This is a genomic window from Sphingobacterium olei (assembly GCF_005048855.1).
Taxonomy (GTDB): domain Bacteria; phylum Bacteroidota; class Bacteroidia; order Sphingobacteriales; family Sphingobacteriaceae; genus Sphingobacterium; species Sphingobacterium olei.
In genome coordinates this window covers 494,580-512,097 of record NZ_SUME01000003.1, presented here as the reverse complement: position 1 = coordinate 512,097, position 17,518 = coordinate 494,580, and the positions used below count along the sequence as shown (strand labels likewise).

The window sequence follows — 17,518 nt, the reverse complement described above, 5'->3', positions numbered from 1 at the left end:
CGGCTATACGCTGCTCTGCCGACAAGTAGCTAGTCGATGGATTAAACATTATTTATAGATGAAGAACAATTACCTATTGGCACTTTTAAGTGCCTTTATACTTTGGTTGGCCTGGCCACCGATACCGTACAGTAGTATCTTACTTTTTGTCGGTTTTGTTCCGCTATTGATTGCATGTGAACGTGTGATGCGCAGCTCACTTGCAAAAAAAGGCCAAAAGATCTTTACGTTGGCATTTATAACCGGTTTTATCTGGAATACAGCGTCTATATATTGGGTATTCCATGCCATGAATGCTTATCTACCGGCATGGATATCCATACTAATTTCTTTAATCCCATTCGGATTAGCTCCCTTGTTGATGGCCGCAGTGTTTCGGCTATACTACCAATTGCGCAAACGCAACACAATATTTTTAAGTTTTTCAGGGTTGATATCCTTTTGGATAGCCTATGAATACCTGCACCAATTATGGGATCTTTCTTTCCCATGGATGACCCTGGGTAATGGTTTCGCTAATTTTCATCAATTGATACAATGGTATGATATTACTGGCGTATATGGCGGCACACTTTGGATATGGTTAGCGAACATTCTCATTTTTCTCCTGGCATGGCAACGTATCAGCAAAACAGAATCGCTATCTACGAAAAAACTTGTCATTTCCATTTCCGCCACGGTACTAATCCCGAGTGTCATTTCCATTATACAGTATACTTCGTACGAAGAACACATCAATCCTTCTGAAATTGTTGTCGTACAACCCAACATTGATCCTTATGGTAAATTTGGTCATATCCCTCCAGAGGATCAACTGCTCAATCTCATCACTTTATCAGAAGGTGTAGCAAAACCCAATACGGAGTTTTTCATTTGGCCCGAAACGGCTATCTCCGCCCGCGGAGGCATTAACGAAGAAGAATTCAGGAGTTATCCGGCATATCTGCAAATAACCAATTTCTTGGATAAATACCACAATGGAAACGTACTTTCGGGCATTGAAAGCCATCGTATTTTTTCTGATCAGGCAACACATACGGTAAGGCCCTATGCCGATATGTTTATCGACAGTTACAATGCTTCCGTCTTGATAGATAGGTCGTCGAAGCTCCAATTCTACCACAAGTCAAAGTTGGTACCCGGTGTCGAACAGATGCCATTTGGCGGTGCATTATCATTCATGAAACCGCTATTCGATCATTTCGGGGGAACTACAGGCGGTTATGGCAGTGATCCTGAACCGACGGTATTTTATTCGGCAAGTGGAATCGGTGCTGCTCCGGTAATATGTTACGAATCAATCTGGGGAGATTACGTTGCACAATATGTTAAAAAAGGCGCTCAGTTTATTGCTATCGTGACCAATGATGGATGGTGGAAGAATACTTCCGGTAAAGACCAACATCTTCAATATGCCAAGCTTCGCGCGATTGAGAATCGACGTTGGGTAGCAAGATCTGCTAACACAGGGATTTCAGGTTTTATAAACCAACGGGGTGATATCGTTCAAAAAACAGCATGGTGGGTTCCCGCTTCGTTGTCCCAGGAAATAAATTTAAATGAAGAACTTACCGTTTATACGAAGTTAGGTGATGTGATCGTGTATTTGTCTATAATCGGCAGTTTGCTGTCAATTGCGTTGTTGCTACGACCAAAAACCAAATAATGGTATTAAAATTACATTACATTCCTTAAATTTGCGCCCATGCACGTATATTTAGATAATGCCGCTACGACGCCTTTGGATCCCGAGGTACTAGAAGTAATGGTAGAAACCATGAAAAATGATTTTGGAAATCCTTCTTCAATTCATTCTCATGGGCGTCAAGTGAAAACGATAATCGAAAAAGCGAGAAAAACCATAGCCAACTTATTGCATGCTTCTCCCTCCGAGATCTTTTTTACTTCTGGCGGTACCGAGGCTGATAACATGGCTATTGTACGCTCTATCGAAGATTTTGGCATTACACATGCAATTACATCCCCAATAGAACATCATGCCGTACTTCACACCTTGGAGGAGCTGGAAAAGACCGGTAAAATACACTTGGATTTTCTCCAATTGGACGAAAAAGGCAACGTTGATTACTCACACTTAGAATCGTTACTTGCGACTAATCCGCGAACTTTCGTATCTATCATGCATGCCAATAACGAATTGGGTAATTTAACGGATATCAAGCGTATCTCAGAAATCTGTGCACAATACAACGCGATTTTCCATTCGGATACCGTGCAAACGATGGGGCATTATGTACACGACTTGTCTGAATTAAAGATTGATTTTATTACCGGAGCCGGACATAAATTCCACGGGCCGAAAGGTGTGGGTTTTTTATACATCAACGGTAAGAATAAAATCAAACCCTTTATCTATGGAGGAGCTCAAGAGCGCAATATGCGTGGCGGAACGGAAAATGTGTACGGTATAGCTGGCATTGCGAAAGCTTTAGAAATAGCTTACCGTGATATGGATGAACACAGACTCTATATCCAGGAGCTGAAAGATTACATGAAGTTAGAATTGCAAAAAGCTATCCCCTTTATCCAATTCAACGGAAACACAGAAGCTGACAACTCGTTATATACGGTATTGAATATATCCCTGCCCTGCACGGATATGAGTGATATGCTTTTATTCAACTTAGATATTTCCGGGATATCTGCTTCAGGTGGAAGTGCCTGTAGCTCAGGTTCAGATATAGGTTCACATGTTTTACGTGGTATTAAAGCAGATAGTTCACGGCCCTCGGTTCGGTTTTCTTTTAGTAAAAACAACACAAAGGATGAAATAGATTTTGTAATAGCAAAGCTTAAAGCACTTTGTGAACAGGTCTAATGCTTTTATTTTATCTTCTCAAGTTGGTAATTCTCGGCCAAATCTCCGGTAATTGTATTGCCGGCTAAATCAAGTTGCCATAATACACCATCAACGATTTTATATTCATAGTCCAGTCCTTCTAAGACCAGGTTGTTCTTTTCTACTTTCCAATTTCCGTTTTTTGTAAATTTATCGGATGATTTCCCCACGTATACATATTTCAATTCATAAGAATGATCCTTACTTAATTCTAACACAGTATTGATTGCCTCACAATCTGCACAAGGTAATTTACCTGAATAGTGACCGACAACATTTGCAGAAAGAAACTCCAAATTTTCTTTTTTATCAAGCGTATTGGATGACTTCTTATTATTTATACAGCTCATAAATAATAAAAAATTGGCTAGAATAGAAAACAATATCGTGGAAAATATTCGCATTTACTTCATTTGCTTATCCAGTTCAAAAAGGATACCAAAATTCAGTATATAGTATTATTTTTTAAGAATTAATCATCATCATCTTCAAAACCTGATGCCAGATTATATGCATTTTGCAATTCTCCCAAAGCATGCATATTCCTCATATTACGAGCCACTTGCATCCCCAGTTGATAAATCTTTAATGCTTCCTCTGTATTATTTTCTTTTTCTAAGAACTTCCCGTAGTGATAATATGTACCCACATAGTCGGAAAAATTTTCTACCAGATCTTTAAAACCCTCTTCCGCCTTCTTCATATTTTCTGCCTTTAGGTATTCCATCGTAAGCGCATATTTTAAAAAAGGATCTTGAGGACTTTCCGCTACAAACGACAACAATTGTGTTAATCTATCCATCAAATGTAATTTCTATGATTTTCACAAATTAACTCAATCCATCATAAAAAACAAAACGATTACTTATGATGACGTTGTTTAAGGTGTTTTTTTAAGGGGTGTTAGTGTTTAAAGAAGGATTAAATTATGCAGTTTAGTAATATCCCTCGCTCCACTTGTCCGCCATGGGCCATGGCAGGGCTCCAATCTTTTATCCCAGGCTGCGCATTTTCTTTGTGAGGGGAGCATGTGCGACAAAGCCACCTTAAATTGGACAAGGCTTTATGGACTCTTATTGTTTTTGGTGTCCATGACCTCCCTTTGGTCGGTTTGACTACTTTTGGCCTACACAAGTAATAGCCCGGCCACGGCTTGAGTGGCAGACCTACATTTTAAAATCGGCCCAAAGTCGATGTAACAAATTACTATGCTAGCATAGAAAATGACAAAAAATTGACCAAAACGGGTAAGCGAAGATTCCGATAAAATAGTAGGTTTGTATAAAACGCTATTAATTATGAAGATATTAGTTTGCATCAGTAATGTCCCCGATACGACATCTAAAATAACTTTCACAAATAACAACAGCGAATTTAATGACGCTGGTGTACAATACATCATAAACCCATACGATGAAATTGCGTTATCTAAAGCTATCGATCTTGTACATGGAGGAGCCAACGGAACAGTGACCGTAATCAATGTCGGTGATGTTGCTGCCGAACCGACTATCCGCAAAGCACTCGCCATTGGCGCCGACCATGCAATACGCGTAAATGCAACTCCTAAAGACGCTTGGTTTGTTGCCAACCAAATTGCAGAATATGCAAAAGCTAATCACTTTGATTTGATTTTAACCGGACGGGAATCTATCGACTATAACGGAGCACAGGTGCCTGCGACGCTCGGCGAGCTCCTTTCTATTCCCTCGGTATCCATTGCTAAAAAATTAACTATTGAAGGCAATGAAGCAACTATCGAACGTGAGATAGAAGGTGGCAAAGAAGTGTTGACAGCAAATTTACCGGTTGTTGTCGGCACCGCTGAAGGCGTAGCAGAACCAAAAATCCCGAATATGAGGGGAATTATGGGCGCTCGCTCGAAACCATTAGAAGTTATCGAACCGATACAAGTGGAAGCTTTGACATCTTTCAATCATTATGAAACACCAGCCACAAGAGGTAACGTCAAATTGATAGCAGAAAGCAATGTGAATGAGTTAGTAAACTTATTGCATACCGAAGCAAAAGTTATTTAATTACTTAAATAAAGAAATGACATGTCAGTATTAGTATATATAGAGAATACAGAAGGGTTACTTAAAAAATCGGCTTTTGAGGTTGCATCTTATGCGTCTCAAATTGCAAATTTACAACAGGCCAAAACCGTAGCTATCTCCATCGGAGATGTATCCGACTCTGAATTGCAAAAGCTAGAAAACTATGGAATCAGTAAAGTCTTAACGGTAACAAATGACGATCTTAAATCTTTTGTCAATCAGGCATATGCTTCTATAATTGCCGCTGCTGCGCAAAAAGAGCAGGCAAATATCGTTGTATTATCCAACTCATTCAGTGGGAAAGGGTTAGCTCCGCGCATTGCGGCAAAACTGGAAGCCGGTTTAGTGTCAGGGGCCATAAGTGTCCCCTCCTTTAATGCCGCTGTGGCTGAGGTGAAGACAACAGCCTTTTCAAATAAAGCTATTGCAACGGTAAGCATTACTTCGCCGATTAAAGTATTTACCTTATCTCCAAACGCATTTGAAATTGCAGAACGTAAAACATCGGCACAGATAGAAAACTTCGTTCCTGAGATCGCTTCGACCGATTTTAATACAATCGTAAAAGAAATCATACGTGCTACAGATAAAATTTCTCTTCCTGAAGCAGAGATTGTGGTTTCCGCAGGACGGGGACTTAAAGGCCCTGAAAACTGGGGGATGATAGAAGAGCTAGCTGAAGTATTAGGTGCTGCTACTGCTTGCTCGAAGCCCGTATCCGATGCGGGCTGGAGGCCTCATGCTGAGCACGTAGGTCAAACCGGAATAGTCGTCAGCCCTAATCTTTATATTGCTATAGGGATTTCAGGAGCTATTCAGCACCTTGCTGGAGTAAGCTCTTCCAAAACAATCGTCGTGATCAACAAAGATCCTGAAGCACCATTCTTCAAGGTGGCAGACTACGGCATAGTAGGTGACGCTTTCGTAATTGTACCGCAACTTATTGCTGCACTTAAAGCGTACAAAGGAAACTAGTAAATAGAATGAGCGTTATTAAGAGACCTGAGCAGAAAACTGCTGAGGTCTTTTTATTTGCCACTAATATTTTACATCTTTGTATTACCGTAAGGTGTTTTAGGATGAAGAAAATTAAGCTAGATATAGTGGGCTTGTCGTATAGCCAGACACAGTCGGGTGCATATGCCTTGGTATTGGGAGAAGTAAATGGTAATCGTAGGCTTCCTATAATTATCGGAAGCGCTGAAGCGCAATCCATTGCCGTTGAAATTGAAAAGATGACACCAAGTCGTCCGCTCACACATGACCTTTTTAAATCCTTTGCCGAAACTTTTGACATCCATATCAACGAGGTGTTAATTTACAATTTGGTGGATGGAATCTTCTTTGCCAAAATTAGTTGCGTGAGAGATGGCAAAACCACAGAAATTGATGCACGTACTTCGGATGCCGTTGCATTAGCCGTTCGCTTTGATTCTCCAATCTACACGTATGATTTTATTATGTCTTCTGCCGGAATCGTCATAGAAAGCAACGATTTTGCGTTCTTGGAGAATATCAGCTCTCCTACAGAATCTATCACTCCTCCAACTCCCACAGAAAAACAAAAAGAACAAGCTCCTATTAAACCTGAAGTATCCCCCTACGCCTCACTCACTGACGAACAGTTAGAAAATACCCTCCAAAAAGCTATTGAGAATGAGCAGTATGAAACTGCTGCCAAGATTCGAGACGAAATCGAACGTAGAAAATCATAACAAATACATATGTCTATAAAGTTGAGACTAACCATCATGAATTTCCTGCAATTCTTTGTATGGGGCGCATGGTTGATTACAATAGCCAATTACTGGTTTGGGACAAAACAATGGGACGGAACACAATTTGGAGCAATATTTTCCACCATGGGTATTGCCTCACTTTTCATGCCTACATTAATTGGTATTATTGCTGATAGATGGGTCAATGCAGAACGGCTATATATAGCATTGCATTTTTTATATGCCTTATGCCTGATCTATCTTACGCAGGTTAACGAACCGTCAACATTTTTCAATATCATGCTCGCAGCGATGTGCTGTTACATGCCTACCCTAGCCTTATCCAATTCTATCGCATACACTGCTTTAACGCAGGGTAAATATAACCTCATCAAAGCCTTCCCTCCTATTCGTGTTTGGGGAACAATAGGCTTTATTGCAGCCATGTGGATAACTAACTTGACGGGAAATAAAGCTACCGAATATCAATTTTACATTGCTGCTGCTGGATCTACCGCACTTGCTGTCTATTCACTTTTCTTCATCCCCAAATGTCCTCCTCAACATCTGATAAAAGACAATGCAAGTATCACACAACTACTTGGTTTGGAGGCTTTCAAACTATTCGGAAATTATAAGATGGCCTTGTTTTTCATCTTTTCCATGTTTTTGGGTGCAGCTTTACAGTTAACCAATGCTTATGGAGATGTTTTTTTAGATGAATTTAAATTTTATCCTAAATATGCGGATGCTATTGTCGTGAAATACTCCACCATTATCATGTCTATTTCTCAGATTTCGGAAACACTATTCATCTTGGCAATTCCATTCTTTTTACAAAAATTTGGGATAAAACACGTGATGCTTATATCGATGGTCGCTTGGGTGTTACGTTTCGGGTTATTTGCTTATGGAGATCCCTTCAATGGATTATGGATGATTATCTTATCCTGCATCGTTTATGGAATGGCGTTCGACTTTTTCAACATTTCAGGCTCCCTTTTTGTAGAAACCACAACAGATTCGAAGATCAGATCCTCTGCACAAGGTCTATTCATGATGATGACCAATGGCTTTGGAGCTGTATTTGGCTCACTCGCATCGGGATGGCTTATCGATAAGTATTACACGTTATCTTTTGACAACGTCAATGAATTATCAAATTACCTGGATACCACACCAGATAATCCCAATTTATTGAACTTCATCTCTTCAAGAGGTGTGAATATATCGAATGAAACCTTTGATCATGTTATCTTGTTAAAAGATTGGTATCATATCTGGATTGCATTCGCTATCTATACCCTCGTGATTGCAATTTCTTTTGCGGCATTATTCAAACACAAACACCAAAATCAACAAATCAGCGAAAGCTATCACTAATGTTTTTTACCTCGCTTTTACCTCTGCAAGCATGGTCATTACATGATCAATAGTGGATTTAGCGGCATCTTTCATTTTCGGATTTCCTTCGTAATCCGCGTCTAAAACAACTTCTTTTGATTTGTCTTTATAGGTGAATTTCAAGATGTACCGCGGTATGTGTGTCCCTGGATTCATGGCATCCCTTTTGGTCGTCATATCATTATCTACATTCCAAAATCCTAGTTCTTGTGCTTTACGGTGTAGATATAATAGATCATCCTTTCTCATCTTAAGTGTATCCTTCACAAGCTTATTATCATTTGTCAAATATTGGTAATCACTTGTTTTGGAATTGAAGGTGTTCAACAAAGAATCCGGGGTGCCGTAGGTCAGTTCAATCGATTCAAAATCTGAAAATCGATAAGGTGCATTTTTGATCATCGATGAATAATAGACCACACAGTAAACGACAAAGGGCACTATTATACAAATAGCTAAAAAAATTCTTTTGGTTTTATCTGACATAACTAATTATAGATTGCACACAAAAGTACGATAAAGTATTTAGATGTGAGACATGAGATGTTAGATTCGAGATAGAAGTATTCAAATCTGAAACGCCCATCAGCAGGATTACAACGCTCAAAGTAAACATTAACCGCTAAATATTCGGAGTACCGCAGCGGGTAAAATACTTATAATACCAGGCATCTTTTAGATTGGAAATCATGACACCTTTTTGCGTAGAAACATGTACAAACTTACCATTATGTAGGTAAACACCCACATGATCAATATTTTTTCCTCCAAAAGAGAAAAACACCAGATCGCCCTCCCGTAATTGATCGTCATATTTACGCTTTACGATCTCTGCCATATCCCTGGAGGTTCGGGGTAGATTCTTCCTATAGACTTCCTGGTAGATCATACCCACAAAAGCGGAACAATCCACACCATCTTTGCTCAACCCGCCTAACCGATGTGGTATGCCCATCCAATTATCGATAAATGAGTACAAGGAATTATTCATATCCTTGGGACTCACGCCCAATACATCTGCATAGTACGACATGGTGTTTCCCGAACGCTTCGTATCCTTCGAGGGGGACTCTATAGTACTTCGACCGTCCGGAGGTATTCCATAGGAATAGACTTTTTTTCGAGCCCCACAAGAGGCTACAAATATACACAATACAGCACCTGCTGCCATGAACTTTATTTGTTGAATCCAATTTCTACTCATCATTACAAATGTATCGGCTCAAGACGGAGAATAAAACCCTCTTTTTTCCACAATTGTTATTTAATTTAGCAGACATGGAACGAATTAAGGGTGCTATTGCTGTTTTCTTAGGTGCTGCTAGCTTTGGAATCTTATCTACTTTTGTAAAACAGGCCTATGCTAACAGTTTTTCCTTAGGGGAAGTAACGGGTGTACAGGCCTTTTTTGGCATGTTATTTTTGTGGATACTTTATTTAATCATTCGTTTATTCCCTGGTAAAACTAGATCCTATCCAAAAACAACAAATTACTGGAAAATCATTTTTGCAGGATTTTCCACAGGTTTGGTCAGCATTCTATATTATAGATGTGTTGCGCTTGTGCCGGCTTCCATAGCTATTGTCTTATTGATGCAATACATTTGGGTCAGCGCTCTCATTAACCTGATCGTATTTAAGCAAAAAACCAGTCAAAAAGAAGGTATTGGGATTATTATAATTCTTTTCGCAACCCTGTTCGCAACAGGGGTATTTCAGGATACCGTTGCGGAAATAGACGCTATCGGCGTAATTTATGGTTTGTTGGCCGCTTCGGCATATGCTATTTTTATCATCGTAAACGGCAAAGTAGGAAACGACTATCCTCCTATCCAGAAAAGCGCGTTAATGGTGACCGGTGCATTTATTTTGATTGTGATAACGTTACAGCCTGTTTCCTTGTTGCGTTCAACTATTGATACATCAATAGTTGAATACGGACTGCTTCTAGCTTTCTTTGGAACGGTGTTGCCCCCCGTTCTATTTGCTTATGGCATGCCCAAAACAGGGGTTTCACTAGGCAGCATTTTATCTGCCGTAGAGCTACCGGTAGCAGTGGGCATGTCGTTCTATGTACTGCACGAACCAGTAAGTGCACTGCAATGGGCCGGCGTATTGGCTATTTTGGGAATTGTTGTATGGATAAATACGGGCCGAAAAATCCCAGAAATTTAAATAACTCGCACCAATAAACCTTTAAGGTATTCACCTTCTGAAAATGAAGCGCGCACTGGATGATCTTCGGGTTGATGAAATTGCCTAATAAACTGTATCTCCTTACCCGCATCTAAAGCTGCCCATGCAAGCACTTGTTTAAAGGTATCGATATCCATCGCGCCAGAGCAAGAAAACGTAGCCAATAATCCGCCGCTTTCGAGTAGCATCAGACCTCTCCTGTTCAAATCTTTATACGCTCTGGAAGCTTTGTCTAACGCAGATCGCGAAGGTGCATATTTAGGTGGATCGAGGACAATCAGATCGAATCTGGCTTGCTGTTCGCCCAACTCGCGTAGGTATTTATTGACGTCTGATTGGACAGCGGCATATTGTTCGGCATCAAATCCATTCAGTGCTATATTTTGTCGTAGGGTGTCAATTGCTAAGGCTGAGCTATCTACTGCTGTAACATGGGAGGCTCCTCCACGTAAGGCATTCAACGTAAAACCACCTGAATACGAAAAGCAATCCAGAACTTTTTTACCTTTTACATATTGCGCGGTTAGTAGTCTATTATCACGTTGATCACAATAAAATCCAGATTTTTGTCCTTCAACAATATTGACCTGATATTGAATGCCGTTTTCAATAATGGCAACAAACTCCGGAGGCACTGTCCCATACAACAGACCGTTACTGTCGGGCAATCCTTCGTGCTCCCGGGATTTGAGATCACTTCGTTCATAGATACCTTTGGGATTCAGTAACCGAACAAGCTCATCGATAATGATCGTCTTTACCTGTTCTACTCCAGCAGCATGGACTTGTACAGATATATAATCTGCATATTTATCCGCGATTAATCCCGGCAGAAAATCAGCTTCTGCAAAAATCAGACGTACGGTATCGTTCTCTTCTGATAATAAATGTAAACGGTTATTTACGGCACTGCGTACACGGTTACGCCACCACTCTTCGTTGATTTCACGGTTTGGATGCCATTCCAATAAACGCACAGCTACTCTCGAGGTGCTGTTATATATCCCAAATGCGATAAATTCGTCTTCGTTGTTATACACCGATACCACATCTCCATTTTGCGGTTGGTCGATCACTTTATTAACAGCGCCAGAGAACACCCAAGGGTGTAACTGCCAGGCAGCCTTATCTTTTCCTTTATTTAGGATAATTTTTTTCATCCGTAAAAATTACTTCGTGAGCTCGCAAGCTCGGTTTATTTATCCCACTGTGTAATCTGAATAATCATGGTGGTTTCTTCGACACAAAAGTAGCATAATATCTATTGTTCACCCAAAAAATCATGTGACTTTATTTATGGTATACTTTTTGTCTTGATCCTTCCGTAAAATCAAAAATTCAAGACATTTATGAAAACAGTAAAATCTCTATTTTTATTGGCCTGTATCTTATCATGTACGACGTTATTCTTAGGAAGCTGCAGTGACAAAGATCACAGTACACCTAATGGAAGCAGCACAGTGACCTATAAATTGATCGGCTCTTCTGACGTCAATATTACCACTATTGTATATTACGATGGCAGCAGTTCACCCGTATCAAAGACCGGCGACTTTGGTTCTACTTGGACAAGCGAAGAGATAACTGCTGACAATGCACGGGTCATAATCTCAGCAAACGGAACAGGCACTTCCGACGCCTCTACACTGAAAGCACAGATTATAAAAAATGGACAAGTGATTAAAGAGAATAATGTATCTACTGGAAAGACGCTCCAGACAACACTTTCTTTAAATTAAGATTGATAGGCTGATTCGGTAGACAGAAAGTATTAATAATAAAATCTACCTTTTGCTACTTAAACAATACTGGACGGAAAAATTTCCGTCCAGTATTGTTTTTTTTTTAAAAATATCGACTACTATTTATTTTCAAGCAGAAAGCTCTTAAAGCTATCGTAGTCTACTCCAAGTTCCTCTACAAGTTTCTCTTTACCGTATAAGGATTTTGCGCCGTCCGGAAGTTGAATTTCGAAAAAAACAGCCTCAGATATAGCATCTGGAAATTTACATGGATGTGCAGTTGACAAAAACACAGATGCATACTCTCCTGGGTTTTCCGCTTTATAAGCGTTGGACGCTAAATAAGCGATAGCAGTATGTGGACAAGCGATATACTTGTATTTCGCATACAATTCATCCATCGCCGCTTTGGTTTCCTCATCATCGTAAGTATATGAAGAAATTATTCCCCGGAGCTCTTCCAAATTATTACGGAATAGATCTTGTATCCGTACCCAGTTACTGGGGTTCCCGACATCCATGGCATTCGCTAATGTCTGAACAGAAGGTTTAGGCTCATAAGCACCTGATTGTAAAAAACGTGGCACAGTATCATTTACATTGGTTCCTGCCACGAAATGCTTCACCGGAAGCCCCATTTTATAGGCCAACAGACCTGCCCCGATATTTCCAAAATTACCACTTGGAACTGTAAAAACCACATCTTTAACACCCTGTGCCTTCAGCTGTGCATATGCCCAAAAATAATAAAATGTCTGTGGAATCAACCGGGCGATATTGATGGAATTGGCTGAGGTCAAACGTAACTCTGCATTTAATGTCGTGTCATTGAAAGCTTGCTTCACCAATGCCTGACAATCATCGAATGTTCCGTTTACTTCTAATGCCCGTATGTTTTGTCCATTGGTAGTGAGTTGTTCTTCCTGCACCTTGGACACCTTCCCTTTAGGGTATAAAATAGTTACACGTGTGCCTTCAACACCTAGGAAACCCAACGCTACCGCACCTCCGGTATCTCCTGAAGTAGCAACCAAGACATCCAATAACTTTTCACCTTTTTCTGAAAAGTAGCCCATCACACGACTCATAAAACGTGCGCCAAAATCTTTAAATGCATAAGAGGGTCCGTGAAATAATTCAAGAACAGCAGTTTCTTCGCTGAGGAATTTTACAGGGGCATCAAAATTAATCGCATCTTCGACAATAGCTTTCAAATCGTCCGCTGGAATATCATCTCCTATCAAGACATTGGCGATCTGAAATGCAATCTCCTGCAAAGAGTATTGCTGTATATCCCGGATAAACAAGGGATCTAACTGCGGTATTACCTCGGGCATATAAAGTCCTTTGTCCGCAGGTAATGAATTGAAAACCGCCTCCTGAAAAGGAACGCGTAAATCTTTATTATTGGTACTGTATAGTTTCATTTTTTGTTATTTTACTCATATCAAATAAAAAAGCAGCTGGTTCCAGAAAAGAACAACCACTCCGAAGGAATACATCTTTTTAGTAAAAAGATTGCGTCATCATCGTCCCTCCGATTCGCAATGACGGTGCTATAAGACATTTACCTAAGCAACACCTTCGGCCCTTCTACGTTAACAGAAGAAACATATTTAAAGCTATCGATTTCGTTTTTTGTCAAATGTTGCTGGATTTTTTCAGTTATTCGTTCGGCTGCATCCTGCCCTTTAGTAATAGCTACTACAGAAGGTCCTGAACCTGAAATACCAAAACTTAACGCTCCTTCTTTCAGGGCAATACGCTTCATTTCATAGAATTCAGGGATTAGAATGGCACGGGTTGGCTCAATAAGCACATCGTGCATACTCCGGCTTATCAATGCATAATCAGACTGGTACAAACCCGAAATAAGTCCGGCTATATTGCCCCATTGAATCACAGCATCTTTCAGAAGCACTTTTTCCTTTATGAGCTGACGTGCGTCCCGGGTCGGCACATCTACCTGCGGAAATACAATTCCTGCATATAAATCTGCTGGGACAGGAAGCTTAATAACATCAAGCGGATCGTATCCGCGAATCAATGTAATCCCACCCATTAACGCGGGAGCGACATTATCTGCATGTCCATGTCCACATGCTAGGCGCTCGCCTTCCACACAATACGGCATCAACTCCTCTTTAGTTAGTGGATTGCCCAATAGCGCATTAATAGCGAATAATCCGGCCACCGTACTCGCCGAACTAGATCCTAATCCGCTCCCTATTGGCATATGTTTTATCAAATCGATCTCGACACCGATTTCTTTATCAATACCCAAATCCACCAGTAATAGCTTAACACAGGCACTTACTGTATTCTTGTCTGCATCAAGCGGCAATCGTCCATCATCTCCTTCTATAGAGCGAATGCGCACCCCTGGCTCGTCTACACGATACATTTTAACCTCGTCTCCAGGTTTATCTACTGCAAATCCCAGTATATCAAACCCGCATATCATGTTCGCTACAGTCGCGGGAGCAAAAACTCGAACGTTGTCAAGGATTTTAGCAAAATCTATTTTTTTTGCTACTTTATTTTCGTCCATCATTTTTACAATTATATAGACTCATATATTCCATAATTACTTATTTTTCTCAGGCAAAATATTTTTTTTTGCCCACATATCTCAATACTTCTTAATACTAACTACTCTATACTAATTTAAGCACCCACATTTACTAAGTCAGCAAACACTCCACCTGCTGTAACTTCTGCACCTGCACCTGGACCTTTTACTACCAATGGTCTTTCTTTATAACGTTCGGTCGTAAATGAGATGATATTATCAGATCCCGACAAAGCATAGAATGGATGCTTATCATCTACCATCTGCATCGAAATGCTCACCTTCCCGTTTTCGAGTTTTCCAATATAGCGAATAACCTTATTTTCTTGAAGTGCCTGATTTTTCAAATCATTAAAATACTGCTCTGCCTTTAAGAGTTCAGCGTAGAAATCATCTACCGAAGTAGCTTTAAGACAAGCCTCCGGCAAAATATTCCCTAGATCAACATCACTTGGCTCAATGACATGTCCAGCATCCCTTGCGAGAATCAACATCTTGCGCATAAAATCAACTCCACCCAAATCGTCTCTCGGGTCAGGTTCGGTATAGCCCAGTTCCTGTGCCTTTTTGACTACCTCATAAAACGAAGCATCACCGGTGAAATTATTAAAAATATACGATATCGTGCCAGACAGAATGGCCTCAATTTTTAACAGTCTATCGCCACTTAACATCAAGTCTTTTAATACACGTACAATTGGCAATCCTGCTCCAACATTAGTTTCATAAAAAAAATCTACTCCGTGTCTTCGGGCTGTATCATGCAGCAATTTATATTGCGCATAGTCGCCGGAATTAGCAATCTTATTACAAGTTACAATGGATATATTGGCTTTGAAAATCTCCTCATAATATGTCGACGGTAATTTGCTTGCTGTATTGTCGATGAAAACACAGTTTGGTAAGTCCATTTCCTTCATACGTTCAATAAATGTAGACAGATCTGCGATCTCACCATCTGATTCCAATATATCCTTCCAAGTCGCTAAATCAATTCCCCCAGCATCAAATAACATTTTCCGGGAATTAGATACGCCTGCTACTTTAATTTCAATATCATTATTCTGTAAAAGGAAATCGTGCTGCTCATGCAACTGTTTGAATAATGTAGCGCCGATATTACCTGTTCCAAGATTAAATACATATAACGTTTTATTCAGTTCTGCGAAGAAAGCATCATGTACAGCGTTCAACGCTTTGGCCAGATTGTCCTTCTTGATAATAACCGAGATATTAAATTCAGAAGAACCCTGCGCTATCGCACGAACATTGATTCCATTACGCCCCAAAGCATAAAACAATCTCCCCGACATGCCAGGTGTACGTTTCATGTTTTCTCCCACGACAGCAAGAACAGAAAGGTTTTCTTCAATTTCAGGTAGATCCAACTTATTCGCTTCTAATTCCAATTCGAATTCATTCTTTATTAATGCTACGGCCTTCTGCGCATCATCAGGATGTACAGCAAACGTGATACTGTGTTCAGATGATGATTGGGTAATTAGGACAACATTAATCTGCTCTCGGGCCAATAAAGTAAATAATCTCCCACTAAAGCCTGACTTCCCGATCATGCCACTTCCAGACAAATTAATCACCGAAATATCCGAAATGGAGGAAATACCTTTTATAGGATAATCGGATTTTCCTGAATCAAATTGTATTATTGTGCCCGCGAATTCAGGCTCAAAGGTATTACGGATTACAATTGGAATTTTTTTCAAAAATGCCGGTATCATTGTGGGTGGATAAATGACTTTAGCGCCAAAATAAGAAAGTTCCATCGCCTCAGTATATGACAAAATAGGAAGAGAGAATGCTTTTTTGACAATTCTTGGATCAGCTGTCAACATCCCATTCACATCTGTCCATATTTCTATTGCACTTGCATTCAAAATCGAACCGAATATAGCTGCTGTATAATCAGATCCACCTCGTCCCAAAGTAGTTACCCTGCCGTTTTCATTAGAACCTATAAAACCGGTTACAAATAACAGTTTATCAACATGTGTATGCGCCAGCGCTTGAACCAGTTGATTCGTCAAAGCTTCATTAACATGGGCGTGTCCGAAATTTGAATCCGTCTTAATGTAATGGGAAGCATCTATAAAGGTTGATTCGGCGATATATTGCTCCATTATTTTGGAAACCATATAATTCGAAAAACGCTCTCCAAAAGAAACGATCAGATCCCTACTTTGATGACTTAGTTCTCTGAGCGCCGCAACACCTTGTAGAATCTCATCTAGTTCATTGATCAGTAGTTTCAGCTTTGTAAAAACAGGATTCTGAAATTTTACAGCAATTAGTTTCCTTACCACATCAAAGTGACGCTCTTCCAATAATTTTAAATCTGATTCAAACTCCTTTTTTTCTGCAGCATGCTCGGCCATAGCTGTTAGCAGATTGGTAACGCCAGACATAGCGGACAAAACGACTAAAGGCTTTTCACCGGCATCATATGAACTCTTGACGATATCCAAAACCGCCTTTATGCTTTCTACCGAACCGACTGATGTTCCTCCAAATTTTAAGACTTTCATTATAATATATTATGTTTAGTTTGTTTTTTCTATATAAACCAAAAAAAGACCTTCCCGAATGGAGGAAGGTCTTTCTAATATTTACTGTACACTTTTTAGAACAACAGATTTACCTCCTCCGAAAATTATAGCCGGTGGTAATAATAAATGTTGAAATAATCGTGTTAAATCGCATATGTATCTATAAAATTTCTATAAAGATAAGACATTTGTTTTCATAAAGACAAACATTTTTTAAAAAAAATACAATTTTATCAATTCTGTAATATATAGCAGTCAAAAGAATTATTTACGTGCTGGATAAAATAAAAAAAGACAATTATAGCAATCAGGTTTTGTACTGTTAATCAACCTTTTAAAATGTTAAAAGTGTTAAAAGTATGTTAAAAAGAGATCAAATTAGTTGCGTAGTATAAAGAGATG

16 protein-coding genes are annotated in these 17,518 nt (G+C 39.7%); 8 read left to right on the top strand and 8 right to left on the bottom strand.

The window, feature by feature from the left end; all coding sequences use genetic code 11:
• The first annotated feature begins 58 nt into the window (after window positions 1–58).
• A complete protein-coding gene (gene lnt / locus FAZ15_RS09465) occupies window positions 59–1,666 on the top strand; it encodes an apolipoprotein N-acyltransferase (protein WP_136901061.1) in 1,608 nt (535 codons plus the stop codon).
• A 39-nt stretch (window positions 1,667–1,705) separates the two neighbouring features.
• Window positions 1,706–2,839 (top strand): cysteine desulfurase family protein, encoded by a 1,134-nt coding sequence (locus tag FAZ15_RS09460; protein ID WP_136901060.1) that lies wholly within the window; start codon window positions 1,706–1,708, stop codon window positions 2,837–2,839.
• Between the two features lie 5 nt (window positions 2,840–2,844).
• Here FAZ15_RS09460 and FAZ15_RS09455 read toward each other — a convergent pair whose 3' ends face one another.
• Window positions 2,845–3,210, bottom strand: coding sequence for a copper resistance protein NlpE (locus tag FAZ15_RS09455; RefSeq protein WP_162304910.1), 366 nt, complete (start codon window positions 3,208–3,210; stop codon window positions 2,845–2,847).
• 122 nt (window positions 3,211–3,332) lie between these two features.
• On the bottom strand, window positions 3,333–3,662 hold the full coding sequence (locus FAZ15_RS09450) for a tetratricopeptide repeat protein (protein WP_136901058.1): 330 nt from the start codon (window positions 3,660–3,662) through the stop codon (window positions 3,333–3,335).
• A 496-nt stretch (window positions 3,663–4,158) separates the two neighbouring features.
• Between FAZ15_RS09450 and FAZ15_RS09445 the strand changes: the two genes are divergently transcribed.
• From FAZ15_RS09445 to FAZ15_RS09430, 4 genes are all read left to right on the top strand, one after another.
• Window positions 4,159–4,899, top strand: a complete 741-nt coding sequence (locus FAZ15_RS09445; RefSeq protein ID WP_136901057.1) for an electron transfer flavoprotein subunit beta/FixA family protein — start codon at window positions 4,159–4,161, stop codon at window positions 4,897–4,899.
• 21 nt (window positions 4,900–4,920) lie between these two features.
• Complete coding sequence (locus FAZ15_RS09440) at window positions 4,921–5,895, top strand: electron transfer flavoprotein subunit alpha/FixB family protein (RefSeq protein WP_136901056.1); 975 nt, start codon at window positions 4,921–4,923, stop codon at window positions 5,893–5,895.
• A 104-nt stretch (window positions 5,896–5,999) separates the two neighbouring features.
• Window positions 6,000–6,635 carry a bifunctional nuclease family protein gene (locus tag FAZ15_RS09435; RefSeq protein WP_136901055.1) on the top strand — a complete coding sequence of 212 codons (636 nt, stop codon included), beginning with the start codon at window positions 6,000–6,002 and terminating at the stop codon, window positions 6,633–6,635.
• A 9-nt stretch (window positions 6,636–6,644) separates the two neighbouring features.
• Window positions 6,645–8,021, top strand: a complete 1,377-nt coding sequence (locus FAZ15_RS09430; protein WP_136901054.1) for a nucleoside permease — start codon at window positions 6,645–6,647, stop codon at window positions 8,019–8,021.
• Between the two features lie 6 nt (window positions 8,022–8,027).
• Here the strand turns inward: FAZ15_RS09430 and FAZ15_RS09425 are convergent, their stop codons facing one another.
• Together FAZ15_RS09425 and FAZ15_RS09420 are read right to left on the bottom strand one after the other, a co-directional pair.
• A complete protein-coding gene (locus FAZ15_RS09425; RefSeq protein ID WP_136901053.1) occupies window positions 8,028–8,444 on the bottom strand; it encodes a hypothetical protein in 417 nt (138 codons plus the stop codon).
• A gap of 220 nt (window positions 8,445–8,664) precedes the next feature.
• Window positions 8,665–9,249 (bottom strand): C40 family peptidase, encoded by a 585-nt coding sequence (locus tag FAZ15_RS09420; RefSeq protein ID WP_238387206.1) that lies wholly within the window; start codon window positions 9,247–9,249, stop codon window positions 8,665–8,667.
• Window positions 9,250–9,320: 71 nt separating this feature from the next.
• Between FAZ15_RS09420 and FAZ15_RS09415 the strand changes: the two genes are divergently transcribed.
• The gene (locus FAZ15_RS09415) at window positions 9,321–10,217 is read left to right on the top strand and encodes an EamA family transporter (RefSeq protein WP_136901052.1); all 897 of its coding nucleotides are present in this window, start codon (window positions 9,321–9,323) and stop codon (window positions 10,215–10,217) included.
• On the opposite strand, the gene FAZ15_RS09410 is transcribed toward FAZ15_RS09415, so the two are convergent.
• Window positions 10,214–11,398, bottom strand: coding sequence for a class I SAM-dependent rRNA methyltransferase (locus FAZ15_RS09410; RefSeq protein WP_136901051.1), 1,185 nt, complete (start codon window positions 11,396–11,398; stop codon window positions 10,214–10,216). The genes FAZ15_RS09415 and FAZ15_RS09410 overlap by 4 nt on opposite strands.
• A 189-nt stretch (window positions 11,399–11,587) precedes the next feature.
• Here FAZ15_RS09410 and FAZ15_RS09405 point away from each other — a divergent pair, with 189 nt between their 5' ends.
• On the top strand, window positions 11,588–11,977 hold the full coding sequence (locus tag FAZ15_RS09405; protein ID WP_136901050.1) for a hypothetical protein: 390 nt from the start codon (window positions 11,588–11,590) through the stop codon (window positions 11,975–11,977).
• Between the two features lie 122 nt (window positions 11,978–12,099).
• Here the strand turns inward: FAZ15_RS09405 and thrC are convergent, their stop codons facing one another.
• The 3 genes from thrC to thrA form a co-directional block, all read right to left on the bottom strand.
• The gene (gene thrC, locus FAZ15_RS09400; RefSeq protein WP_136901049.1) at window positions 12,100–13,407 is read right to left on the bottom strand and encodes a threonine synthase; all 1,308 of its coding nucleotides are present in this window, start codon (window positions 13,405–13,407) and stop codon (window positions 12,100–12,102) included.
• A gap of 140 nt (window positions 13,408–13,547) precedes the next feature.
• The gene (locus FAZ15_RS09395) at window positions 13,548–14,534 is read right to left on the bottom strand and encodes a homoserine kinase (protein ID WP_394343808.1); all 987 of its coding nucleotides are present in this window, start codon (window positions 14,532–14,534) and stop codon (window positions 13,548–13,550) included.
• A gap of 113 nt (window positions 14,535–14,647) precedes the next feature.
• Window positions 14,648–17,095, bottom strand: coding sequence for a bifunctional aspartate kinase/homoserine dehydrogenase I (thrA, locus tag FAZ15_RS09390; protein ID WP_136901048.1), 2,448 nt, complete (start codon window positions 17,093–17,095; stop codon window positions 14,648–14,650).
• Window positions 17,096–17,518: the final 423 nt, after the last annotated feature.